We start from the raw sequence: 22929 nt of genomic DNA, 5'->3' as shown, positions 1-22929 counted from the left end.
TTAGTAGGTCCGAATTTTCGGTTCAAACGCCGGTACAGTCTTCGGCGCAAAGTTGACTGCACGTTTGGTAACCCGCTTCTCGCCTGGGAAGTACAGGGTGTGGCACAGCCAGTTTTCGTCGTCACGGTCTTCGAAGTCTTCGCGAGCGTGAGCACCGCGGGACTCTTTGCGCACCTCTGCAGCAACGGCAGTGGCTTCGGCGACTTCCAGCAGGTTCTGCAACTCCAGCGCTTCGATACGCGCGGTGTTGAAGCCCTGGGACTTGTCGTTGATCTTGACGTTGGCGATACGGCCACGCAGATCAGCCAGTTGCGCGATACCTTTCTGCATGTACTCGCCGGTGCGGAACACGCCGAAGTAGTTCTGCATGCAGCTTTGCAGCTCGCGGCGCAGGCTGGCGACGTCTTCGCCCTCAGTGCGCTCGTTGAGGCTGTTCAGGCGGCTCAGGGCAGCTTCGATGTCGGTGTTGCTCGCGTCAGCGTATTCAACGCCTTCGGTCAGGGCTTTTTCCAGGTGCAAGCCGGCAGCGCGGCCGAATACCACCAGGTCGAGCAGCGAGTTGCCGCCCAGACGATTGGCACCGTGAACCGATACGCAAGCCACTTCGCCTACCGCGAACAGACCCGGGATGATCTGGTCAACGCCGTTGGCGTCCTGGGTCATCGCCTGGCCATGGATGTTGGTGGCAACGCCGCCCATCATGTAGTGGCAGGTTGGAACTACCGGTACTGGCGCGACAACCGGGTCAACGTGAGCGAAGGTCTTGGACAGTTCGCAGATGCCTGGCAGACGGCTGTGCAGCACTTCCTCGCCCAGGTGGTCGAGTTTCAACATCACGTAGTCGCCATTAGGACCGCAACCGTTGCCGGCGATGATTTCTTTCACCATCGAACGGGCAACCACGTCACGACCGGCAAGGTCTTTCGCGTTCGGAGCATAACGCTCCATGAAACGCTCGCCGTGCTTGTTGATCAGGTAACCGCCTTCACCGCGGCAACCTTCGGTAACCAGTACACCGGCGCCGGCGATGCCGGTCGGGTGGAACTGCCACATTTCGATGTCCTGCACAGGCACACCGGCACGCAGCGCCATGCCGATACCGTCACCGGTATTGATCAGGGCGTTGGTGGTGGACGAGTAGATACGGCCCGCGCCGCCGGTTGCCAGTACAGTGGCCTTGGCCTTGATGTACATGGTTTCGCCGGTTTCGATGCAGATCGCGATCACACCAACGAATGCGCCGTCCTGGTTCTTCACCAGATCAACTGCGTAGTACTCGTTGAGGAAGGTGGTGCCTGCCTTCAGGTTGCCCTGGTACAGGGTGTGCAGCAGTGCGTGACCGGTACGGTCGGATGCCGCGCAGGTACGTGCAGCCTGACCGCCCTTACCGAAGTCCTTGGACTGACCACCGAACGGACGCTGATAGATACGACCGGTTTCGGTACGCGAGAACGGCAGACCCATGTGATCCAGTTCGAAGACCGCAGCCGGGCCTTCCTGACACATGTATTCGATAGCGTCCTGGTCGCCGATGTAGTCGGAACCCTTGACGGTATCGTACATGTGCCAGCGCCAGTCATCGTTCGGATCTGCCGAAGCGATGGCGCAGGTGATGCCACCCTGGGCCGATACGGTGTGGGAACGGGTCGGGAACACCTTGGTGACTACGGCAGTCTTGTGGCCGCCTTCAGCCAGTTGCAGTGCTGCACGCATGCCAGCGCCGCCGCCGCCAATGATGATGGCGTCGAATGAAAGTGTATTTATGCTAGACATGAATCAGATACCCCAAAGAATCTGCACACCCCAGACGAAGTAAGCGAACATCGCAACGCCGCAAACAGCCTGGAACAGGAAACGCACAGCAGTCGCAGACTTGCCCAGCGCCATCGGCGTCAGGTAGTCAGTCGCGATGGTCCACATGCCGACCCAGGCGTGAGCGCCCAGAGCGACCAGAGCCAGCAGGCTGAAGATGCGCATTGCAGTATGGGAGTACAGGCCGTGCCACTGGGCATAGTCGATGCCAGGGTGCGCGACCACGTATCCGATCAGGAAAATGAAATAAGCCGCGAGCACGACAGCGGAGACGCGTTGCGCCATCCAGTCGTAGAGGCCCGAACGCGAGAGGTTCGTAACGCTGGTTACCATATCCAAACTCCTGCCAGAACGATCAGCACCAGGGAAACGGCGATGATGATTTTCGAGCCCAGTCGTCCGCCTTCCAGCGTCTCACCGACACCCGCATCCATGATCAAGTGACGAATGCCCGCCACCAGGTGATACAGCAAGGAGGACAGGAGACCCCACACAACGAACTTGGCCAGAGGGCTGGTCAAGCATGCCTTCACCTCGCCGAAACCTTCCTCGGAACCCAGCGACTTGCTCAATGCGTAAAGCATGATGGCAAGGCCCAGGAAGAGAATGATGCCGGAGACGCGATGAAGAAATGACGTTACGCCGGTGATGGGGAGTTTGATGGTCCTTAGGTCTAGGTTTACAGGTCGTTGGCTTTTCACGGCTTTTTTCACACTGAAGAGCCCCTAACAATCAGGGCAAGTTGTTGGGAAGTGCACTGGTCAGGTACCCACCACCCAGGGAGTGACGCCCCCCAGTAAAACAGGCCCAAAAGCCACTGGCGGTCGGACGGCGAGTATAGACAGTTAGCCAACTAATGACAACGCGCAGGCCTCCCCCTAATAGCGGATTGCATTAGCGGGACAAAAGGCGTAAATGGCAGGGAAATTCGACAAAAACAGGGCTTCAAAGCCTTCTGTAGCAAGACTTTAAGCAAATTGACTTTAGGATTTATCTCACTATAGTGATGCGGGCCCTGCGTGGGGGGTCTGTCTGATGATTTGAAGCATAAATAGGAGGCCATATGGCTGACAAAAAAGCGCAGTTGATCATCGAGGGCGCTGCCCCCGTCGAGCTGCCCATTCTGACCGGCACCGTAGGTCCCGACGTTATTGACGTACGCGGTCTTACCGCCACCGGCCGCTTCACATTCGACCCTGGTTTCATGTCGACCGCCTCTTGCGAGTCGAAGATCACCTATATCGATGGTGACAAAGGCATCCTGCTGCATCGCGGCTACCCGATCGAACAGCTGGCTGACCAGTCCGACTACCTGGAAACCTGCTACCTGCTGCTCAATGGCGAACTGCCAAACGCCGAGCAGAAGGCACAATTCGTCGTCACCGTGAAAAACCACACCATGGTGCACGAGCAGTTGAAGACCTTCTTCAACGGCTTCCGTCGCGACGCCCACCCGATGGCCGTCATGTGCGGTGTTGTAGGCGCCCTGTCGGCGTTCTACCACGACTCGCTGGACATCAATAACCCGCAGCACCGCGAAATCTCCGCGATCCGCCTGGTCGCCAAGATGCCGACCCTGGCCGCGATGGTCTACAAGTATTCCATGGGCCAGCCCATGATGTACCCACGCAACGACCTGAGCTACGCCGAGAACTTCCTGCACATGATGTTCAACACCCCGTGCGAGATCAAACCGATCAGCCCGGTACTGGCCAGCGCGATGGACAAGATCTTCATCCTCCACGCCGACCACGAACAGAACGCCTCGACGTCCACCGTGCGCATGGCGGGCTCCTCGGGCGCCAACCCGTTCGCCTGTATCGCCGCCGGCATCGCAGCCCTGTGGGGCCCGGCACACGGCGGCGCCAACGAAGCCGTATTGACCATGCTCGATGAAATCGGCGATGTCTCCAACATCGACAAGTTCATCGCCAAGGCCAAGGACAAGAACGATCCGTTCAAGCTCATGGGCTTCGGTCACCGCGTTTACAAAAACCGCGACCCGCGCGCCACCGTGATGAAGCAGACCTGCGACGAAGTCCTGCGCGAGCTGGGCATCAACAACGATCCGCAGCTGGAACTGGCCATGCGCCTGGAAGAGATCGCCCTGACCGATCCTTACTTCATCGAGCGCTCGCTGTACCCGAACGTCGACTTCTACTCGGGAATCATCCTCAAGGCGATCGGCATTCCAACCAGCATGTTCACCGTGATCTTCGCCCTGGCGCGGACCGTCGGCTGGATCTCGCACTGGAAGGAAATGCTCTCCAGCCCGTACAAGATTGGCCGTCCACGCCAGCTGTACACCGGCTACGAGCCTCGCGACATCGTGCCACTCGACAAGCGCAAATAAGCGACTCGAACGCACAAAAAAGGGCTGCCGATTGGCAGCCCTTTTTTGATGTAACCATCTGAATTGAAATGCAATTCCTGTAGGAGCGCCTTCAGCCGCGAGAGCGCCATCCCGGCTAAAGCCGGTCCTACTTCTCAGCCACTTCCTTCAACGCCTTCAAGGTATTGAACGGTGCATCGACAACGAACTTGTTGGCCAGCCACGACGGCACGCTACCGCCCGGTTCGGTGTGCACCTGATAGGTCACAGCAGTCTGGTTCGGCCCCTTGGGCACGAACTTCCAGAAGCCATCGACGGCAGCCACACGGACAAAACCCTTCTCTTCCGGGAGGTACTTGGGCTGCCCTTCCAGCTTGCGCGTCAGGCTGCCATCAGCACCGTTGACACTGGTCACCAACAGCACCGAATCCCGCGGCGTGACCGGCCATGGCGTATTGAACTGGGTGTAGGTCCAGACCTTATCGCCATCCTGCTTGAGCGCCTTCTGGCTCTTGCACTCGTGAATCCACTTGCAGGCGCCCGCCACATCCTCCTGGAAGCTGCGGACCTTGGCCATGCTGGCGTTGATCACCGTTTCGCCGCGATAGGCCTTGTACTTGGAACCGGCCACATCACTCAGGGAAACCTTGATCCCGTCTTCGTCCTTGGCCACCTGCCAGTCTTCGGCCTGGGCCACCCCGGCCACCAATACAGTCAGACCGCAAGCCAGCGCTATTCGATGCAGCGAACTCATTGTTTTATTCCTTATTGTCGAAGTTCCAGCCAATCAATTCCGCCGAAATATGTTTTTCAGGCAACTGCCGTGGCCTTCTCCCACCAGCCGATCAAACGAATGGCGTCCGCCTGACTGCTGCCACAGACATCCTCGGCCGCAACAAAGCGCCCGCAGACCGCCGGGCGCTCGGGCTTGCCGAACAGATTGCACAGCAGTTCGACCGACAGATGCAGGCAACGTTCTCCGGCGGGCTTGCCATTTGGCATGCCGGGAATGGGCGAAGTGATGGAGGGCGCGATGCAGCAGGCACCACATCCCGAACGGCAGTCCATGAGACACAAACCTTCATTGAAAAAGACGAGACGCAGGATATTACCCGCTAAAACGACCGTTTGAAAACAGGACGATGAACTGCACAGGGTTTACTGCTTGAACTTGAAATCCAGCGCTGCACCTTCGATGTCATGCCGATCGTTGTTACGCATCTGTAGCTGCATCTCATTGCTCAACAAGCGGCCATTGAGCTGGAACGCCTCTTTGTCACTGGCGTCCTTGGTGCTGAACATCGGCGGCAGGATTGGCTTGTGCGGCGCCGTAATAACCCCTTTGGGCGGGGTCATCTGCTGCACCAGTTCCGGTGGCAGGCTCAGATCCAGCTTGGGCTGGCTCAGGCGCGTGTCCTTGACCACTTCCCTGGCGGGCTTGCTCTTGTTGACCACCGGCTCACGCTTGAGCGTCGCCGTAGAAGTTTGCGATGTGGCCTTGGGGGCTGGCAACTTCAGCGCATCAGCCTTGACCTGGGCTTCCTTGATCGGCGAAGTCTTGACTGGCGCAGACTTGGCCGCCACCACCGGAACTACCGGCACATTGGGCTTGAGCTCATGCACAGGCGCCTGGTCCGCTACGGTAGGCGACACCTTGGCCACCGGTGTCTGCTCCACCTCAGCCTCGACCACGGGCGCCACAGCAACGGGCGGCAGCGCCTGCACAGGAGCTGCAGGCGCCTTGGCAGCGGCCTGGGGCGCGCTGACAGGGGTTTCGGTCTTGGGCTTGGGCACAGGCGGCTGCTGAGCATCACAGGCGCTCAGCAGGGCAATGATCAACAATCCGGCAAAACGGGAAACATTCATAGGCAGAACTGACAACGGCAGAGGTCCATATGCTGGCCTGTTGCAGACCAACTGACAAGACGGAAAGAAATAACCCGTAAATATAGTGACCGCGCCCCTACGAATAAGATCAATAAGCGTGCGCCGCCTCATGGCAAAGCTGCTTGGCCAACATGCCCAACGTCATCAGCGCGCGATCTGCCTCGCGATTCCACGGCATACCGCAGTTGAGGCGGATGCAGTGGTTGAACTGTTCGGTATTACTGAAGATCAGCCCCGGCGCAATGCTAATGCCCTGCTCCAGCGCCCGCACGTGCAGTTCCTGGGTATTGACCCGCCCCGGCAGGCTGACCCACAGGATGAAACCGCCCAACGGCCTGCTCATCTGCGTTCCTTCGGGGAAATGCTGCTGCACACCCAACTGGAAAGCACTGAGATTTTTCCGATATTCCTGTCGGATAAAGCGCAGGTGCCGGTCGTAACCGCCATTTTCCAGGTAGGCCGCCACCCCCATCTGGGTCACGCTGCAGGCCGAATGAGTCGTAAACGTCTGCAGGCGCTGGATATCCGCCTGATACTTGCCCGCAATCATCCAGCCAATACGCACGCCCGGTGAAAGCGTCTTGGTAAAGCTGGAGCAGTAGATAACCCGGCCAAGGCGATCAAAGGATTTCAGCGACTTGGTACGCCCCTGCTCGAACATCAGCTCGCCGTAAACATCATCCTCGACGATCTGGATATCGAAGTCAGAAGCCAGGCGCAGCAAGTGTTTCTGCCGCTCTTCGGGCATGGTGCTACCCAGGGGGTTGCTCAAGCGCGAGGTGAGCACCAACGTCTTGATCGACCACTGGTTGGCCGCCAGCTGCAAGGCCTCCAGACTGATACCGGTGACCGGATCACTGGGGATCTCGATAACCTTCAGGCCCAGCAGATCGGCCAGTTGCAGCAAGCCGTAATAGGTCGGCGACTCCGCTGCGATCAGATCGCCCGGACGAGTCAGAACCCGCAGTGCCATCTGCAGCGCATCGACGCAACCGTGGGTGATGACCACTTCGGACGGATCGACCACCACCCCGGCATCGCGCATGCGGATCGCGACCTGACGGCGCAATGGCTCAAAACCGGGGCTGAACATGTAGCTGAAGGCCCGCGGGCTCTGGAACCGGGTGACCTTGGCGATCTGCTGGTGCAAGGCCCGCACCGGCAGGTAATCGACATGAGGTACGGCGGCGCCCAGGGGAAACACGCCCTCGCGGCGGGACTCCACCAGCACCTGCTGAATGATGCTGCTGCGGGTGACCAGGCCAGGCCGCTCGACCCGCGCAATATCGGGGGTCGGTGCCGTCAAGGCGGGCGTCTGGTGCACATAGTAGCCCGACTGCGGCCGCGCCCGGATCAATCCCTGATCTTCCAGGTTGGCATAAGCCTGCAGCACCGTGGCATGACTGACGTTTAGCTGCGAACTCATCTTGCGCACCGAAGGCACGCGCTCGCCGGGCTGATAAACGCCCCGACGAATGTCCTCGGCCAACTGCTGAGAAATGCGTTGATAAAGCAAAAGATTAGTCATGACCCAGGCCTCGATCCTTGCCGACAGCAGGTTTCCAAAATGAAAACAGTCGGTAATTTACCGCAATAGTTTCGAAGTGTACTGGGACAGTTTGACGCAGGGCCAGCACTATTGCGCATTGCCAAAAAATAATTTATGGCAAATATGCCAATATGCAGGGTGTTTACGCATAAAAAATCCCGGGCTCGCATCCGAGATCGGGATTTTTTTGATTTTTTTTTAGCGAGCGGCGCCCAAGTGGCCTTTTTCGTCAGAAAAAACGATCTCGACCCGACGATTCATCGCCCGACCACGCTCGGAAGTGTTCGCCGCCACGGCAAATTGATCGCCGTAACCCTGCACCTGAATACGCTTTTCAGCGATTCCCAGATCAGTCAGCACATCGGCGACGACCTGGGCCCGGTCCTTGGACAGTTGCAGGTTCTCGTCCTTGTCACCGGTACTGTCGGTATAGCCCTCGATACGCACGATGCGCGCCGGGTTGAGCTGAAGGAACTGCACCAGTTTCAGCACCGTGCGATTGGCCGATGTTTTCAGCTCGGCCTGACCGGTATCAAACAGCGTATCGCCGAGAGTCAGGACCAGGCCGCGATCGGTCTGGGTCGTGGCCAGTGCGACAATCTGGTCTTCCAGCCACTGTCCCTGGCGCTGGGCACTGGCCAGCTTGGCTTCACGCAATGCCAGCTGCAGACGCTGGCGTTCGAGTTCCTGCCTGGCCAGGTTTTCCTGATTGAGCATCAGATGACTGTGCTCCCGGGCAATGGCACTGTAACGACTGCTCAGGTAAGCGTAGTGACTGACATCAGTACTGCTGCCCAGGTAACCAGAAAGACGATCAGCGCGGCTCAGCAGCTCACCGGCACGAATCACATCCCGTGGCGCGCTGCGCAGCACATCAGGATCTTCCTTCACTTTCTGGAAATCGGCACCGGCCTGCCGCAAAGCCTGATCGCTGTCCTGATGCCCGGCGCAACCGTACAGTCCGGCCGAACCCAGCAATAAACAAACACTGATTAAGCGAGGAACGCGATTCATTGCGCACTCCCCAACTGTTTATGCAGGCGATTGAGCCGGGTATCGAGCTGATGCAATTGTTCTTCACTCTTGGCCACCAGCACCTTGGCCTCAGCCAGGCGCGCATCCAGCTCAGCCTCTTCGGCTTGCATGCGCGCATCCTTGTAGGATTTGCCAAGCATGGCGGAACGCGCCTGGGCATATTTTGCCTGAGCCATCTGCAGCTCGTCCTGGTCATCGGTGGCGCCGACAGCCTTGGCCTGCTCGATGGCCTGCTCGGTCAATTTCAGTTGTTCGGTGGGCGCCGGATCACTGGCGCAACCGGCCAGGCCGGCCACTGCCAGGGCGGCGAATAGAGGGCGGATACTCACAAAAACGTTCCTACTTATTTAGAACACTGCTGCTGCCAGCTTGCTGCAACTGAGCCTTCCAGAGATCAAGGTTGCGCTTGACCGCTGCGTCCGACAGCCCGGAGGCGGAGGATTCTGTCATCTTTTTTGCCAACTGTCCGCGCAACCACGGGTCGTTGCAGGCGGAATTGAACGACAGCGCCAGATAAAAACCGGGCTTGTCCAGAGGCAATGGCTGCGGCATCAAGTCGTTTGCGAAGCCAAGGGTCTGACTCAACGCCATACCTGCGTAGTGTCCGGCGAGCACATATTCGACCTGACCCAGCATCAGTTTCTGAAAAGCCTGGGCAAGATTGGGCACACGCTCCAGGGTCAAATGCTCCTGGGTGGAAGTTTCAAAAGAGCGGGTCAGCCGGGTTTTCTCCGAGATGGCGCCGGGATGGCCTTTCAGGTCGATCAGCAGATTGAAGGGCACTGCCTGGCTCTTGCGAGTCCAGACCATGATTTCATTGCGCACGATGGGCGGATGGATGTAGTCCAGGGCTTCCAGCTCTTCGACATTCAGCGGCGCATCGGCCAGCAGGTCCATGCGCCCGCTGCGTACTTCATCCAGGGCCTGACCGCGCTTGCCGCCATAGAGAAGCTCGACCTTGATACCCAACTCCCCCGCCACCTGCTTGAGGATATCGGCGTTGGCACCGATCAGTTGCTTGGGGTCTGCCGGATCGCGCCATAGATAAGGTGGCGCATCCGGACTGCCGGTCACGATCAGCCGTTCGCACTTGCCGACAGCAAACGCCAACGACGGTAACAACGAAAGCCCGAGCATCAATGCTGACAGCGGCTTTACCTGGCCCATGAATCCTTCCTTTATTTAATGCAATAAAAAACCCGCTCCTGAAGAACATGGGACCCCATGGCAAGCCACGGATTCCACGCTCCCCGAAAGAACGGGTGATTTATAAGCTGGAGGGCGTTCTGCAGGAGCGGCTTTAACCGCGAGAACGCCCTCCCGGCTAAAGCCGGTCGTACGTTAAACCAGCTTTTCCAACTCAGGCACAGCTTCGAACAGGTCAGCAACCAGGCCATAGTCAGCCACCTGGAAGATCGGTGCTTCTTCGTCCTTATTGATCGCAACGATCACCTTGGAGTCTTTCATACCGGCCAAATGCTGGATCGCGCCGGAGATACCGACGGCGATGTATAGCTGAGGCGCGACGATCTTGCCGGTCTGGCCGACCTGCATGTCGTTCGGTACGAAACCGGCGTCGACCGCAGCGCGGGAAGCGCCGACCGCTGCACCGAGTTTGTCCGCCAGGGCGTACAGATGCTTGAAATTGTCGCCGTTCTGCATGCCGCGGCCGCCGGAAACGACGATCTTGGCAGCGGTCAGTTCAGGACGATCGGACTTGGCCAGCTCTTCACCGACGAAGGACGATTTGCCTGCATCGTGAGCGGCGGCGACTGCTTCAACCGCAGCCGAACCACCTTCGGCGGCAACCGGGTCGAAACCGGTGGCACGCACGGTGATAACCTTGACCGCAGCCGAGGACTGAACGGTAGCAATGGCGTTACCGGCATAGATCGGGCGCTTGAAGGTGTCGGCGCTTTCAACCGAAATGATCTCGGATATCTGGTCAACGTCCAGTTGCGCGGCAACCCGCGGCAGAATGTTTTTGCCGTTGGAAGTCGCAGCCGCCAGGATGTGGCTGTAGCCAGCACCCAGCTCAGCAACGAGCGGAGCAACGTTTTCCGGCAACTGATGGGCGTAGGCAGCGTTGTCAGCCAGCAGCACTTTGGCCACACCAGCGATTTTTGCCGCCGCATCGGCCACGGCAGCCACACCGGCGCCTGCGACCAGTACATTGATGTCGCCACCGATCTTAACGGCAGCAGCCACGGTGTTCAGAGTGGCCGGAGCCAGGGTCTTACCGTCGTGTTCAGCGATTACCAAGATAGTCATGTCAGATTACCTTCGCTTCGTTTTTCAGTTTCTCGACCAGTTCAGCCACCGACTTGACCTTGATGCCAGCGCTGCGGGCAGCCGGCGCTTCGACTTTCAGGGTCTTGGTGGTGGAGGCCGTGGAGACACCCAGAGCGTCCGGAGTCAGCACTTCGAGAGGCTTCTTCTTGGCTTTCATGATGTTCGGCAGCGAGGCGTAGCGTGGCTCGTTCAGACGCAGGTCCGTAGTCACGATCGCTGGCAGGCTCAGGGAAACGGTCTGCAGGCCGCCGTCGATTTCGCGGGTCACGGCAACCTTGTCACCGGCCACTTCGACTTTCGACGCGAAGGTACCTTGAGCGTAACCGCTCAGGGCTGCCAGCATTTGGCCAGTCTGGTTGTTGTCGCTGTCGATGGCTTGTTTGCCAAGGATCACCAGTTGAGGCTGTTCCTTGTCGACCACAGCCTTGAGCAGCTTGGCCACGGCCAGGGAGTTCAGTTCATCAGCGGATTCAACGAGGATGGCGCGGTCAGCACCCAGAGCCAGCGCGGTACGCAGTTGCTCCTGAGCAGTGGTCGGGCCGACGGAAACGACGACGATCTCGGTCGCTACGCCTTTCTCTTTCAGGCGCACGGCCTCTTCCACGGCGATTTCGCAGAAAGGGTTCATCGACATTTTGACGTTGGCCAGATCAACGCCGGAGTTGTCCGCTTTGACGCGAACCTTGACGTTGTAGTCGACCACACGTTTGACAGCTACAAGAACCTTCATGGATTCCTCGTTTCTCTCCGGTGAAAAGAAGTCGCCCGGCATCAGCCAGGCGATGAATGCGCGTCAGTGTAAAGAACACCTCTGAAAACACTGTATTCGTGCTTGCTGAAGGGGGAATTCGGCAAAAACATTCGTCCGCATCCAGCAATCACAGCCGTAGACCACAAGGGTGTGTAAACTTCATCCCCCTGCCGCCCCGCAAGGGGTGAGGCTGGTCTGTCACGCGGCTCGCAATGTCTTTAGAGGTGTTCCTGGATCAACAGCCAGGCGCTGTACAAACACCCAATAAGCGCAAAACCGCCCGTATCTTGACCGGAACGCCTTTTCTGGTCAATACGACAAAACTGCCAGTCACGAGCCCCGCCTCTATGATTTATCAGGCTTGCAGCTAATTCAAACAAACGTTTGTATTGGACCGCAAGGGTGGTGTAGATATAATGCGCCCCTTGTGTAATGACGTTTGGGCCAACCACCCTTCATACGTCGCTTTTTATACGTCATATAAAAAAACACCGTAGAGCCTTGAGTAGGAGATAGCCTGTGGAACGCGAATACATGGAATTCGACGTGGTCATCGTCGGAGCCGGCCCCGCCGGGCTTTCTGCCGCTTGCCGCCTGAAGCAAAAAGCAGCCGATGCAGGTCAAGAGATCAGCGTCTGCGTGGTGGAGAAAGGCTCGGAAGTCGGTGCCCACATTCTGTCCGGCGCAGTGTTCGAACCCCGCGCCCTCAACGAGCTGTTTCCCAACTGGCAGGAACTCGGCGCACCGCTGAACACGCCGGTCAAGCGCGATGACATCTATGTACTGCGCAGCGCCGACAGCGCCACCAAGGTGCCGGACCTGTTCGTACCCAAGACCATGCACAACCATGGCAACTATATTATCTCCCTGGGCAACCTGTGCCGCTGGCTGGCCCAGCAGGCAGAAAACCTGGGCGTGGAGATCTACCCCGGTTTCGCCGCACAGGAAGCCCTGTTCGACGACAACGGTGTCGTGCGCGGCATCATTACCGGCGATCTGGGCGTTGACCGCGAAGGCAACCCCAAGGAAGGCCTGTACACCCCCGGCATGGAACTGCGCGGCAAATATACGCTGTTCGCCGAAGGCTGCCGTGGCCATATCGGCAAGCAACTGATCAAGCGCTTCAAGCTGGACGACGAGTCCGACGTGCAGCACTACGGCATCGGTCTCAAGGAAATCTGGGAAGTCGACCCGGCCAAGCATGAACAGGGTCTGGTAGTACACACCGCCGGCTGGCCGCTGGACGACAACAACATGGGCGGTTCCTTCCTTTATCACCTGGAAAACAATCAGGTGGTGGTGGGTCTGATCGTTGACCTGTCGTACAGCAATCCGTACCTGTCGCCGTTCGACGAATTCCAGCGCTACAAGCACCACCCGGTGATCAAGCAGTACCTGGAAGGCGGCAAACGCATCAGCTATGGCGCCCGCGCCATCTGTAAAGGCGGGCTGAACTCGCTGCCGAAAATGGTCTTCCCCGGCGGCGCGCTGATCGGCTGCGACCTGGGCACCCTGAACTTCGCCAAGATCAAGGGCAGCCACACCGCGATGAAATCCGGCATGCTCGCCGCTGAAGCCATCGCCGACGTGCTGTTCGCCGGCAATGAAGGCGGCGACACCCTTAATAGCTATGTTCAGGCCTTCAAGGGCAGTTGGTTGCAGGAAGAGCTGTTCGGCAGCCGCAACTTCGGCCCGGCCCTGCACAAGTTCGGCGCGATCATGGGCGGTGCGTTCAACTTCATCGACCAGAATATCTTCGCGGGCAAACTGCCGTTTACCCTGCACGACACCAAGCCGGACTACGCCTGCCTCAAGCTGGCGGCCGACTCGAAGAAGATCGACTACCCCAAACCCGACGGCAAGCTCAGCTTCGACAAGCTCAGCTCGGTGTTCATCTCCGGCACCAACCACGAAGAAGAACAGCCTTGCCACCTGAAGCTGACCGACCCGAGCATCCCGATCGGCACCAACCTGCCACTGTATGACGAGCCGGCCCAGCGCTACTGCCCGGCGGGTGTGTACGAAGTGGTGACCAAGGAAGACGGTGAGAAGCGCTTCCAGATCAACGCGCAGAACTGCGTGCACTGCAAAACCTGCGACATCAAGGACCCGTCCCAGAACATCACCTGGGTCACCCCGGAAGGCGCAGGCGGGCCAACGTACCCTAATATGTAAGAGTGACAGCTTTTAGCTGCAAGCTTCGAGCTTCGAGCTTCGAGCTATCAGCCATGAGCTGCGAGAAAGGCTCCTTCGGGGGCCTTTTTGCTGTCTGCGATAAATACGGCAGCGCGACTGCCCTCCTCCCCCGGATTACGCTGAAAGTAGCGTTTATATTCGCGACTGAACTGCGACGTGCTCTGATAGCCGACCCGCAACGCCACCTGGGCCACGCCCAAGCCTTCGACGATCAACAGATGCTGAGCCTTGAGCAGCCGCAGGCGCTTGAGGTACTGCACCGGCGACAACAGGGTGCTGCGCTTGAAATGCTCATGGAAGGTCGAGGCGCTCATGTTCGCCTGGCGCGCCAGGGTCTCGACATTCAGCGGCTCCGAGAAATGGCTGTGCAAATAAGCCAGCGAGCCGGCCACACGGGCAAAATGGCTTTGCTGGGTGACCAATGCCCGCAATACCCCCGACTGCGGGCCGCGCAAGGCCGCATACAAGACTTCCCGCAGGCGCGCCTGACCCATGGCCTGACATTCGCGCGGATCGTGCAGGCAGCGCAACAGCCGCTCCACGCTCTCGCGCATCGCCGCATCGAGGACCACCGAGGTCATGGACTCCGGCGTCTGCGCCTCGACTATCTGGTCCGGCTCTTCGCCCAATGCCTGGACCAGCTCGCCCAGCACCACCCGGTCGATCGCCACCGACACACCGAACAGCGGCTCCTCGGGCGTGGCAAAGGTCTCGCACATGAACGGCACCGACAGCGCCTGTACCAGGTAATGCCCGGCGCCGTAGTCCAGGGTGCGGGTGCCCAGGGTCGCGAACTTGCCGCCCTGGGCGATGATCATCAGGCTCGGCTCGTAGATCTGCGGGCTGCTGGCGACATAGGTATAGAGGGAGACCACGTTGACTTGCGGCAAGCGTGTCGCCACGAAACCCGGCCGCGTGGCCAAGGGCTTGATAAGCGCGACAAGGGCGGCATTGGCGTTGGAATGGTAGGACTGCAACATGAAAGACCCGGCAGAGGATTAGACAGCCCTATCATCGCAGATCTGCCCCGCGAGGCGATCACCCCGCGACGGGCGCTGGAGGAATAGGCATGACACTCGGAGGAATCATCATCGTCAGTAAGGGCAGCCTGCTGGACAATGGCCGCCTTCAATCTGACACACATTAGCGAGGTTCATCATGTACACAGCCATCGGTTACGCCGCCCAGACATCGACCGCTCCCCTGGCCCCCATGACCTTCGAACGCCGCGCCCCACGGGCCGACGATGTGGCCATCGAGATCCTCTACTGCGGCGTATGCCACTCGGATATCCACCAGGCGCGCAACGAGTGGGGTTTTGCCACCTACCCGCTGATGCCCGGCCATGAAATCGTCGGCAAGGTCACCGCTATCGGCGCCAATGTCAGCAAGTTCAAGGTCGGCGACCTGGTCGGCGTCGGATGCCTGGTCGACTCCTGCCGCACCTGCGAAGCCTGCACGGCGGACCTGGAGCAGTATTGCGTCGAAGGCCCGACCCAGACCTATGCCGGGCACGACCGCATCGACGGCAGCCTGACCATGGGCGGCTACTCCAGCGCCATCGTAGTCAGCGACCGATTCGTCGTCAGCATTCCGGCCAAGCTCGATCTGGCCAGCGCCGCGCCGATCCTGTGCGCCGGCATCACCACCTACTCGCCGCTGAAGCATTTCGGTGTCAAGGCCGGTGACAAGGTCGGCGTACTGGGCATGGGCGGCCTCGGTCATATGGGCATCAAGTTCGCCAAGGCCATGGGCGCTGAAGTGACCCTGTTCACCCGCTCCCAGGCCAAGGCCGAAGAAGCCCGTCGTCAGGGTGCCGACCATGTGATCGTGTCCACCGACGAGCAGCAGATGCAGGCCGCAGCCGGTCAGTTCGACTACCTGCTGGACACCATTCCGGTGCAACACGACCTCAACCCCTACCTCAACACCCTGAAGTTCGACGGCGTGCATATCCTGGTCGGCCTGATCGAACCGATCAACCCGCCGGTGCATGCGGTGAACCTGGTGATGAAGCGTCGCGTGCTGGCCGGCTCGATGATCGGCGGCCTGGCAGAAACCCAGGAAGTCCTCGACTTCTGCGCCGAGCACGACATCACCTGTGATATCGAAATGCTGGATATCCGCAATATCAACGACGCATTCGAACGCGTGATCAAGGGTGATGTGAAATATCGCTTTGTGATAGATATGGCAACGCTGAAGGCATAACCCCGTAGGACCGGCTTTAGCCGGGAGGTCGACGGCAAAACCGATAGACTTTTATCGAATATGCCACCGCCCTCCCGGCTAAAGCCGGTCCTACAACCGTCATTTAGCCCCCAACTCCGCCGACAACCGCCCTGCCGTCTCCTTGATCAGCGGCACCAGTTCGGCCATCTTCTCAAGCGGCATGTACGGCACCGTACTGGCGATGCTGATCCCGGCAATGATCTGCTTGCTGGCATCACGAATCGGCGCCGCGACGCAGCGGATCGACGGTTCGTTGTCTTCCAGGTCGAAGGCATAACCGCCCTGCACATATTCCAGCATGCGCTCACGCACCTGTTCCCAAGACTGCTCCTCATGGCTGGGCCACAGTGGATTGCGCCCGCCTGCTGGCAGGCTGAGCTGATACAGGCGCTGCCATTGCGCTTCACTGCTGTCGAGCAACAACGCCTTGCCGATGCCGGTCCGGGCCAGGGGCATGCGATGACCGACCCGCGAGCGCATCTCCGGGCCATTGCGGCCAGGGTTCTTGTGCAGGTACAGCACTTCATCGCCATCACGCACGGCCAGGTGCACGGTGTCGCCAGTCAGCTCCGACAGGTGATCCAGATACGGCCGCGCCAGCATGGCCAGAGGCACTTCTTCCCGGGCCTGGAAGCCCAGTTCGATCAGTTTCGGCCCCAGCAGATAGCCGACCTGGGGTAACACCCGCAGGTAACGCTCCTCCACCAGGCAACTGGCCAGGCGATGGGTAGTGCTGCGGGTAGTGCCGATCAGCCGGGCGATTTCCTTGAGGTCGCGGGCGCCGCTGGCGACGGCCTGGATCACGCCAAGGCCGCGCAGCAGGGTCTGTGTGCCCGTGGGCGCTGCACCGGGGGCTTCGGGTTGCGGGGGTTCAAGCTGCATATCACGCCTTATCCGATCAAAAAGCTGACGGCATTATCGCCGCCAGCCCGGGCTGATGTCACAACTCAATACGCTCGACCTTGCCCACCAGCAGGATATAGGACAGCGCGCCAATCAATGCCAGCACCGAGATATAGGTAATGGCCGGGGCGAACGAGTCACCCGTGGCGAGAAAACCGATAACGATGGGCGTGGCAATGGCCGACAGGTTGCCGATGAAGTTGAAGGTGCCGCCGGTCAGGCCCAACAGACGCGCCGGGGCCAGGGTCGAGACCAACGACCAGGTGATCGATGCCAGACCGTTGCCGAAGAACGCCAGGGCCAGAAAAGCGATGACCAGCGGTGTTGACTCAACGAAGTTGGCGCCAATGATGGACGTCGAAATCAGCAGCCCGGCAATGATCGGCAGCTTGCGCGCAAAGCCCACGGTGTAGCCGCGACGGATCAGCCAGTCGGAGAAGAAGCCCGAGCACAGCACACCGACAAAGGCCGCGAGGAACGGCAGCGAGGCCAGCAAGCCCGACTTGATGAAGTCCATGCCACGGTATTTCACCAGATAGGTGGGGAACCAGGTCAGGAAGAACCACAGGGTCGAGTTCAGGCAGAACTGCCCCAGGTAAATGCCCCACAGCTTGCGCTTGCTCAGCACAATGCCCAGGTCTGCCCAGCTGAAGCCGTGCTGCTTCTTGCTGACGTCCGTCTGGATATCCACCAGCCCGCCGCCTTCGCGGATCAGATCGATTTCCCCGGCGTTAACGCCTTTGAAGTCCCGTGGCTCGCGGTAAACCATGTACCAGATTGCCGCCCAGATAATCCCGATGACACCGGTACTGACGAAGACCATGTGCCAGCCAAATGTGGCTTGCAGCCAGGCAAGGACCGGCGTCAGGAACGCCAGACCGACGAACTGCCCGGAGGTATAGAAACCAATGGCCGTAGCCCGTTCGCGCTCGGGGAACCAGGTGGTGACCACGCGGCTGTTGATCGGGTACGCAGGGGCTTCCAGAGCACCGACGGCCATGCGCAGGACGAACAGCGCAACAAAGCTGCCAGCAAAACCGAGCATCACCGTGGCCAAGGACCACAGGGCCAGGGCGGCGGTATAGAGGATGCGCGGCGGCACCCGGTCTACCAGCCAGCCACCGGGCAACTGCATAGCGGCGTAGGTCCAGCCGAAGGCCGAGAACACCAGACCGACGTGGACCGGGTCGATACCCAGTTCACTGGTCAGGGCCGGGGCGGCAATGGACAGGTTGCTGCGGTCCAGATAATTGATCACTACGGTGATAAACAACAGGACCATGATGAAGAAGCGCTTGCGCGTCGGCGTAGCCAACGCCGCGCTATCGAGTGTGCGTGTCTGCATGGGGTTTGCCTCTTCTTATGGTTATTGAGGTCTGGGAAGAACACCGCGGGACCGGCTTTAGCCGGGAAAGGGCCGGTGCATCCGCCGCATGTCCTCGGTCAATCCAAGCGCCTTCCCGGCTGAAGCCGGTCCCACCAATCTCATTTCAATTCCAATGATCAGGTGTTCCTTTGGTGAGAGTCAGGCCCTTACCACTCGGCAAAACTGCCATCGGCATGGCGCCAGATCGGGTTGCGCCAGCGGTGGCCGATGGCGGCGCGTTCCTTGACGTATTCCTCGTTGATCTCGATGCCCAGGCCCGGGCCGTTGGGGATCTTGACCATGCCCTTGTCGTAGTCGAACACCTCTGGATTCTTGATGTAGTCCAGCAGATCGTTGCTCTCGTTGTAGTGGATGCCCAGGCTCTGTTCCTGAATGAAGGCGTTGTAGCAGGCCGCATCCAGTTGCAGGCAAGCCGCCAGGGCGATCGGCCCCAGCGGGCAATGCAGGGCCAGGGCAACGTCGTAGGCTTCGGCCATATTGGCGATCTTGCGGGTTTCGGTGATGCCACCGGCGTGGGAAGCATCCGGCTGGATGATGTCGACGTAGCCTTCGCTGAGCACGCGCTTGAAGTCCCAGCGCGAGAACAGCCGCTCGCCCAGGGCAATCGGCGTACTGGTCAGGGGCGCCAGCTCTTTCAGGGCTTCATAGTTTTCGCTGAGCACCGGCTCTTCAATGAACATCAGCTTGTAGGGGTCCAGCTCTTTCATCAGCACCTTGGCCATGGGCTTGTGCACCCGGCCATGGAAGTCCACGCCGATGCCGACGTTCGGGCCCACGGCATCACGCACTGCCGCCACGTTGGCAAGAGCCAGGTCGACTTTGTCGAAGGTGTCGAGAAATTGCAGCTCTTCGGTGCCGTTCATCTTCACCGCAGTGAAACCGCGCTCCACTGCTTCTTTCGCGGCACGGGCGGTATCGGCCGGACGGTCGCCACCGATCCACGAGTAGACGCGGATCTTGTCGCGCACCTGGCCGCCGAGCAGGTCGCTGACCGACACGCCCAGATGCTTGCCCTTGATATCCCACAGGGCCTGGTCGATCCCGGCCAGGGCGCTCATGTGCACCGCGCCACCGCGATAGAAGCCGCCGCGGTAGAGCACAGTCCAGATGTCTTCGATATTGCGCGGGTCCTTGCCGATCAGGTAATCGGACAGTTCTTCCACTGCCGCCGCCACGGTATGGGCGCGGCCCTCGACGACTGGCTCACCCCAGCCGGTGATGCCCTGGTCGGTCTCGACCTTGAGGAAACACCAGCGCGGCGGCACGATATAAGTGGTGAGTTTGGTGATTTTCATAACGAATGCTCTCTTGTTCGATAGAGATGCCCGCAGGCATCGATCACTATTGTTTATTCCACGCGGCCACATAAGCCTCGGCGCTGGCACCCACTTGCGCGGCGCTCATGCCCGGCTTGAACAAGCCCGAGCCCAGGCCGAAACCCTTGACCCCCGCGCTGATGAACGGCGCCATATTGTCTGGCGTGATGCCCCCCACCGGCAGCAGCACCGTGCCCGCCGGCAAGACCGCCAGCCAAGCCTTGACCACCGCCGGACCCATTTGCTCGGCGGGAAACATCTTCAGTACATCGGCGCCTTCAGCCAGGGCGGCAAAAGCTTCGGTCGGTGTCGCCACGCCCGGAGACAGGAACAACCCTGCCGCCTTGGCGGCGCGCAGTACCACCGGATCGCTGTGGGGCATGACGATCACCTGACCGCCGGCGTCCTTGACCTGATTGACCTGTTCCGGGGTCAGCACCGTCCCGGCACCGATCAGACAATCCGCGGGCAACAGCGAACGCAGCAGGCGAATGCTGTCGTAAGGCTGCGGCGAATTGAGCGGCACCTCGATGACGCGGATCCCGGCGTCGTACAACACCGTGCCGATGGCTTCGGCTTCCTGCGGGCGCAGGCCGCGCAGGATCGCGACCAGACCGTTTTGTGTCAGTGCTTGTTTGAGCATCTCAGACCTCTTCTTCAATAGGTGCCAGCAGGCCAGCCTGGACCGCGACCTGCCAGAGGCCTCGCTCGGTGGCCTGGGCCGCCACGCGGACTTGGGCAAAACCGCAGGCCGCCAGAGCCCGGCCATAGCGCAGGCACAGGGCGTCGCTGCCGATCAGGACCACGGCGGGGAGTTGTTCGTGATTGCGCCACAGCAAGGCGGCAAGGCTGGCCAGTTCATGGCCGATCAACAGGCCAGACAAGTAATCAGCCTGGGCCGTGGCGTCGAGCTGCCCGGTCAGGCCTAGGGTGCGGGTACTGAAGATGGTCGACAGCGGCCCGGCCGCGCCTTCTGCTGACAGCGCTATCTGCAGGCCACGATCAAAGGCTTCAGCGGCGAACTCGGCGCCGCGCTGCATGGTCCGGCCAAGAATGGTGTGGGCACAGAGCGCAGCGTAGACCTCGCCGGTCATGAAGGTATCGAAATGGACGATGTTGTCATCGACCACCCGCACCCACTTTGAATGGCTGCCGGGCAAGCCGATCAACAGCGGCTGGGCTTTCTCGACCTCGGCAAGACTGGCCAGGACGCCCAGTACCTGGGTTTCTTCGCCGCGCATGACATTGGGCAGGAGCGAACGCTGCAAGACGCCGGGAATGATATGCACATCGACCCCACGCCGGCTGCGCACGACCTGCAAGGCCTCACTGAGCCCGGCCACACTGGCGGGGGTTTCGCGGTAAGTGGCCTCGCGCCAGCCCTGGGCGCTGCCGACCATGCCGCAGGCAATCACCGGCAGATCCGGCTGAGCATCGAGCCAGTCACCACAGGCCTCGTCGAAGGCCAGTTCAAAACCGTCGGCGCACATCACGCCGCCAATGGCACGGGGGGTCGACGGCAGTTGCATGATGCCCGCAGACAGCGAGCGATGTTCCAGGACCTGGCCCTGTTCGCCAAGTCGATATGCCCGCAGGGAGGTTGTCCCCCAGTCGAGCGCAATCAAGTGCGCCTGCATCGCTTTCACCTTTTTGTAATTGGATATTCAAGCAGTGGGTGCGGGGCAGACTATAAACCTGATCGGCGAATTATCTCAATATGTAAATATCAATCCCATATTTTGGGATTTGAATTTTTGCTCGGTGTGCTTTGATTTGCGCCCTTGATATAGAGTAGGCAGCGTTAAACACGATGATGAATGGAGGCTTCATGAAACTGATCGGTATGCTCGACTCGCCCTACGTAAGGCGCGTGGCCATTTCCCTGGAACTCTACGGCGTGGAATTCGAACACCAGGCGCTGTCGGTGTTCAGCACCTTCGCCGAGTTCTCGCGGATCAACCCGGTGGTCAAGGCGCCGACCCTGCTGCTGGATGACGGCACGCTGCTGATGGACTCCAACCTGATACTCGACTACTTCGAGACCCTGGCACCGGCTTCACACAAGCTGTTCCCGCAACAGCCCGACGCCCGCGCAAAAGACCTGGAACTGACCGGCCTGGCCTTGGCGGCCTGTGAGAAAAGCGTGCAGATCGTCTACGAGCACAACCTGCGCCCGACCGAGAAACTCCACGAGCCATGGCTGGAGCGGGTCACCGGGCAGTTGCTGGCGGCCTATGGATTGCTGGAAAAACGCCTGCCGGACAGCCCAAGCCTGACTCAGGGCAGCCTGACGGCGGCGGTTGCCTGGTCCTTTACCCAGTTGATGATTGCATCCGTGGTCAAGGCCGAGGTCTTTCCTCGCCTGCAACAGCACACCGCACTGCTGGAACAGCATCCGGCGTTTCAGCGTTATCCCATGCAATAAGCTGTTTTAGGGCGGCCAGCTGCCGCGCGGCAAACATCTGACCGTAGGAGCGGCTTTAGCCGGGAGAACATCATCAGCTTCAAGACGCCCTCCCGGCTAAAGCCGGCCCTACAGAAACCGCACTCCAGTTTGAGAAACAAACATGACCAATCTCGACCACAGCTCATATGTAACCACGACCGAAGCCCTGGAAGAGCTGTACGGCACCGTGGCCCGTCCGTCGCTGATGAAAGAAGTCGATCACATTCACCCCGCCTACCGGCCTTTTATAGAGGCAGCGCCCTTCGCCATCCTCGCCTCGGCCGGGCCCGACGGGCTTGATGCCTCGCCCCGAGGTGACCAGGCGGGCTTCGTACATATCGAAGACGAGAAGACCCTGTATCTGCCGGACCGGCGCGGCAATAACCGCCTCGACACGCTGCGCAACATCATCGACGACCCACGCGTGGCCCTGCTGTTTCTGGTGCCGGGGGTCGGTGAAACCCTGCGGGTCAACGGCACCGCGCAGATCTGCGTTGAGCCGCAGCTGCGTGCGCGCTTTGCAGTAAAAGGTCAGCTGCCGAAAACCGTACTGCGCATCAACGTGACCAGCGTCTACTTCCAGTGCAGCAGAGCGGTGATCCGCGCCGGCCTGTGGGATGTCGGCCGCCAGATAGAGCGCAGCGCACTGCCGACGGCTGGGCAGATTCTCAAGGATATCTCGGCAGCGGAAATCGACGGCGAGGCCTACGACAAGGCTTTGCCGGGGCGTATTGCCGACACCTTGTATTGATCGACGTTGCTGCGAAACGCTACTGCGTCCTGCCCCCCCA

At 59.9% G+C, this 22929-nt stretch carries 23 protein-coding genes; 5 read left to right on the top strand and 18 right to left on the bottom strand.

Translation table 11 applies throughout. From position 1 onward, the window contains the following. From sdhA to sdhC, 3 genes are read right to left on the bottom strand one after another with little or no spacing between them, the layout of a single operon-like run. Positions 1-1773, bottom strand: a complete 1773-nt coding sequence (gene sdhA / locus AC1Z24_RS11170) for a succinate dehydrogenase flavoprotein subunit (protein WP_483745685.1) — start codon at positions 1771-1773, stop codon at positions 1-3. 3 nt (positions 1774-1776) lie between these two features. After that, positions 1777-2145 (bottom strand): succinate dehydrogenase, hydrophobic membrane anchor protein, encoded by a 369-nt coding sequence (gene sdhD, locus AC1Z24_RS11165; protein WP_259100388.1) that lies wholly within the window; start codon positions 2143-2145, stop codon positions 1777-1779. After that, complete coding sequence (gene sdhC, locus AC1Z24_RS11160; protein WP_259100389.1) at positions 2139-2525, bottom strand: succinate dehydrogenase, cytochrome b556 subunit; 387 nt, start codon at positions 2523-2525, stop codon at positions 2139-2141. The genes sdhD and sdhC overlap by 7 nt, the downstream gene beginning before the upstream one ends. A gap of 350 nt (positions 2526-2875) precedes the next feature. On the opposite strand from sdhC, the gene gltA reads away from it, so the two are divergent. Beyond that, positions 2876-4165, top strand: coding sequence for a citrate synthase (gene gltA, locus AC1Z24_RS11155; RefSeq protein WP_259100390.1), 1290 nt, complete (start codon positions 2876-2878; stop codon positions 4163-4165). A gap of 127 nt (positions 4166-4292) precedes the next feature. Here the strand turns inward: gltA and AC1Z24_RS11150 are convergent, their stop codons facing one another. The 9 genes from AC1Z24_RS11150 to AC1Z24_RS11110 form a co-directional block, all read right to left on the bottom strand. Next, positions 4293-4898 carry an START domain-containing protein gene (locus AC1Z24_RS11150; protein ID WP_483745684.1) on the bottom strand — a complete coding sequence of 202 codons (606 nt, stop codon included), beginning with the start codon at positions 4896-4898 and terminating at the stop codon, positions 4293-4295. A 56-nt stretch (positions 4899-4954) separates the two neighbouring features. Beyond that, positions 4955-5212 carry a YkgJ family cysteine cluster protein gene (locus tag AC1Z24_RS11145; protein WP_483745683.1) on the bottom strand — a complete coding sequence of 86 codons (258 nt, stop codon included), beginning with the start codon at positions 5210-5212 and terminating at the stop codon, positions 4955-4957. 90 nt (positions 5213-5302) lie between these two features. Beyond that, positions 5303-6025 carry a translation initiation factor 2 gene (locus AC1Z24_RS11140; protein ID WP_483745682.1) on the bottom strand — a complete coding sequence of 241 codons (723 nt, stop codon included), beginning with the start codon at positions 6023-6025 and terminating at the stop codon, positions 5303-5305. A 94-nt stretch (positions 6026-6119) separates the two neighbouring features. Continuing rightward, positions 6120-7559: an aminotransferase-like domain-containing protein gene (locus AC1Z24_RS11135; protein WP_483745681.1), complete on the bottom strand. Its 1440-nt coding sequence runs from the start codon at positions 7557-7559 to the stop codon at positions 6120-6122. A gap of 219 nt (positions 7560-7778) precedes the next feature. Next, complete coding sequence (locus AC1Z24_RS11130) at positions 7779-8594, bottom strand: OmpA family protein (RefSeq protein ID WP_483745680.1); 816 nt, start codon at positions 8592-8594, stop codon at positions 7779-7781. Continuing rightward, positions 8591-8944, bottom strand: a complete 354-nt coding sequence (locus AC1Z24_RS11125) for a DUF4398 domain-containing protein (RefSeq protein WP_483745679.1) — start codon at positions 8942-8944, stop codon at positions 8591-8593. The genes AC1Z24_RS11130 and AC1Z24_RS11125 overlap by 4 nt, the downstream gene beginning before the upstream one ends. A gap of 10 nt (positions 8945-8954) precedes the next feature. Next, entirely contained in the window at positions 8955-9782 is an 828-nt protein-coding gene (locus tag AC1Z24_RS11120; RefSeq protein ID WP_483745678.1) for a substrate-binding periplasmic protein, read from the bottom strand. Between the two features lie 174 nt (positions 9783-9956). Beyond that, complete coding sequence (locus AC1Z24_RS11115) at positions 9957-10886, bottom strand: electron transfer flavoprotein subunit alpha/FixB family protein (RefSeq protein WP_483745677.1); 930 nt, start codon at positions 10884-10886, stop codon at positions 9957-9959. Between the two features lies 1 nt (position 10887). Next, a complete protein-coding gene (locus AC1Z24_RS11110; RefSeq protein WP_483745676.1) occupies positions 10888-11637 on the bottom strand; it encodes an electron transfer flavoprotein subunit beta/FixA family protein in 750 nt (249 codons plus the stop codon). Between the two features lie 540 nt (positions 11638-12177). On the opposite strand from AC1Z24_RS11110, the gene AC1Z24_RS11105 reads away from it, so the two are divergent. Further along, complete coding sequence (locus AC1Z24_RS11105; protein ID WP_483745675.1) at positions 12178-13833, top strand: electron transfer flavoprotein-ubiquinone oxidoreductase; 1656 nt, start codon at positions 12178-12180, stop codon at positions 13831-13833. 47 nt (positions 13834-13880) lie between these two features. On the opposite strand, the gene AC1Z24_RS11100 is transcribed toward AC1Z24_RS11105, so the two are convergent. Further along, the gene (locus AC1Z24_RS11100; RefSeq protein WP_483745674.1) at positions 13881-14834 is read right to left on the bottom strand and encodes an AraC family transcriptional regulator; all 954 of its coding nucleotides are present in this window, start codon (positions 14832-14834) and stop codon (positions 13881-13883) included. Positions 14835-15012: 178 nt separating this feature from the next. Here AC1Z24_RS11100 and AC1Z24_RS11095 point away from each other — a divergent pair, with 178 nt between their 5' ends. Beyond that, positions 15013-16065, top strand: coding sequence for an NAD(P)-dependent alcohol dehydrogenase (locus AC1Z24_RS11095; RefSeq protein ID WP_259100406.1), 1053 nt, complete (start codon positions 15013-15015; stop codon positions 16063-16065). A gap of 99 nt (positions 16066-16164) precedes the next feature. Here AC1Z24_RS11095 and AC1Z24_RS11090 read toward each other — a convergent pair whose 3' ends face one another. From AC1Z24_RS11090 to AC1Z24_RS11070, 5 genes are all read right to left on the bottom strand, one after another. After that, the gene (locus tag AC1Z24_RS11090; protein ID WP_483745673.1) at positions 16165-16968 is read right to left on the bottom strand and encodes an IclR family transcriptional regulator; all 804 of its coding nucleotides are present in this window, start codon (positions 16966-16968) and stop codon (positions 16165-16167) included. Between the two features lie 58 nt (positions 16969-17026). Beyond that, positions 17027-18334 carry an MFS transporter gene (locus AC1Z24_RS11085; RefSeq protein ID WP_483745672.1) on the bottom strand — a complete coding sequence of 436 codons (1308 nt, stop codon included), beginning with the start codon at positions 18332-18334 and terminating at the stop codon, positions 17027-17029. A 188-nt stretch (positions 18335-18522) separates the two neighbouring features. After that, on the bottom strand, positions 18523-19671 hold the full coding sequence (gene dgoD / locus AC1Z24_RS11080; protein ID WP_259100410.1) for a galactonate dehydratase: 1149 nt from the start codon (positions 19669-19671) through the stop codon (positions 18523-18525). A gap of 46 nt (positions 19672-19717) precedes the next feature. Further along, positions 19718-20335, bottom strand: coding sequence for a 2-dehydro-3-deoxy-6-phosphogalactonate aldolase (locus AC1Z24_RS11075; protein WP_483745671.1), 618 nt, complete (start codon positions 20333-20335; stop codon positions 19718-19720). Position 20336: 1 nt separating this feature from the next. After that, positions 20337-21329 (bottom strand): 2-dehydro-3-deoxygalactonokinase, encoded by a 993-nt coding sequence (locus tag AC1Z24_RS11070; RefSeq protein WP_483745670.1) that lies wholly within the window; start codon positions 21327-21329, stop codon positions 20337-20339. 191 nt (positions 21330-21520) lie between these two features. On the opposite strand from AC1Z24_RS11070, the gene AC1Z24_RS11065 reads away from it, so the two are divergent. Beyond that, positions 21521-22117 (top strand): glutathione S-transferase, encoded by a 597-nt coding sequence (locus AC1Z24_RS11065; protein WP_483745669.1) that lies wholly within the window; start codon positions 21521-21523, stop codon positions 22115-22117. 142 nt (positions 22118-22259) lie between these two features. Beyond that, complete coding sequence (locus AC1Z24_RS11060) at positions 22260-22889, top strand: pyridoxamine 5'-phosphate oxidase family protein (protein WP_483745668.1); 630 nt, start codon at positions 22260-22262, stop codon at positions 22887-22889. The last annotated feature ends 40 nt before the right edge of the window (positions 22890-22929 follow it).

This window comes from Pseudomonas sp. JL23 (assembly GCF_056933585.1).
The sequence above is the reverse complement of the archived record's forward strand: the minus strand, read 5'-3'. Positions and strand labels throughout refer to the sequence as shown.

What these genes read in the sequence shown, in the direction of transcription:
- sdhA (WP_483745685.1), bottom strand. Translation starts at nt 1,773, where the DNA reads ATGTCTAGCATAAATACACTTTCATTCGACGCCATCATCATTGGCGGC.
- sdhD (WP_259100388.1), bottom strand. Translation starts at nt 2,145, where the DNA reads ATGGTAACCAGCGTTACGAACCTCTCGCGTTCGGGCCTCTACGACTGG.
- gltA (WP_259100390.1), top strand. Translation starts at nt 2,876, where the DNA reads ATGGCTGACAAAAAAGCGCAGTTGATCATCGAGGGCGCTGCCCCCGTC.
- AC1Z24_RS11150 (WP_483745684.1), bottom strand. Translation starts at nt 4,898, where the DNA reads ATGAGTTCGCTGCATCGAATAGCGCTGGCTTGCGGTCTGACTGTATTG.
- AC1Z24_RS11145 (WP_483745683.1), bottom strand. Translation starts at nt 5,212, where the DNA reads ATGGACTGCCGTTCGGGATGTGGTGCCTGCTGCATCGCGCCCTCCATC.
- AC1Z24_RS11135 (WP_483745681.1), bottom strand. Translation starts at nt 7,559, where the DNA reads ATGACTAATCTTTTGCTTTATCAACGCATTTCTCAGCAGTTGGCCGAG.
- AC1Z24_RS11130 (WP_483745680.1), bottom strand. Translation starts at nt 8,594, where the DNA reads ATGAATCGCGTTCCTCGCTTAATCAGTGTTTGTTTATTGCTGGGTTCG.
- AC1Z24_RS11120 (WP_483745678.1), bottom strand. Translation starts at nt 9,782, where the DNA reads ATGGGCCAGGTAAAGCCGCTGTCAGCATTGATGCTCGGGCTTTCGTTG.
- AC1Z24_RS11115 (WP_483745677.1), bottom strand. Translation starts at nt 10,886, where the DNA reads ATGACTATCTTGGTAATCGCTGAACACGACGGTAAGACCCTGGCTCCG.
- AC1Z24_RS11110 (WP_483745676.1), bottom strand. Translation starts at nt 11,637, where the DNA reads ATGAAGGTTCTTGTAGCTGTCAAACGTGTGGTCGACTACAACGTCAAG.
- AC1Z24_RS11100 (WP_483745674.1), bottom strand. Translation starts at nt 14,834, where the DNA reads ATGTTGCAGTCCTACCATTCCAACGCCAATGCCGCCCTTGTCGCGCTT.
- AC1Z24_RS11095 (WP_259100406.1), top strand. Translation starts at nt 15,013, where the DNA reads ATGTACACAGCCATCGGTTACGCCGCCCAGACATCGACCGCTCCCCTG.
- AC1Z24_RS11090 (WP_483745673.1), bottom strand. Translation starts at nt 16,968, where the DNA reads ATGCAGCTTGAACCCCCGCAACCCGAAGCCCCCGGTGCAGCGCCCACG.
- AC1Z24_RS11085 (WP_483745672.1), bottom strand. Translation starts at nt 18,334, where the DNA reads ATGCAGACACGCACACTCGATAGCGCGGCGTTGGCTACGCCGACGCGC.
- dgoD (WP_259100410.1), bottom strand. Translation starts at nt 19,671, where the DNA reads ATGAAAATCACCAAACTCACCACTTATATCGTGCCGCCGCGCTGGTGT.
- AC1Z24_RS11075 (WP_483745671.1), bottom strand. Translation starts at nt 20,335, where the DNA reads ATGCTCAAACAAGCACTGACACAAAACGGTCTGGTCGCGATCCTGCGC.
- AC1Z24_RS11070 (WP_483745670.1), bottom strand. Translation starts at nt 21,329, where the DNA reads ATGCAGGCGCACTTGATTGCGCTCGACTGGGGGACAACCTCCCTGCGG.
- AC1Z24_RS11065 (WP_483745669.1), top strand. Translation starts at nt 21,521, where the DNA reads ATGAAACTGATCGGTATGCTCGACTCGCCCTACGTAAGGCGCGTGGCC.
- AC1Z24_RS11060 (WP_483745668.1), top strand. Translation starts at nt 22,260, where the DNA reads ATGACCAATCTCGACCACAGCTCATATGTAACCACGACCGAAGCCCTG.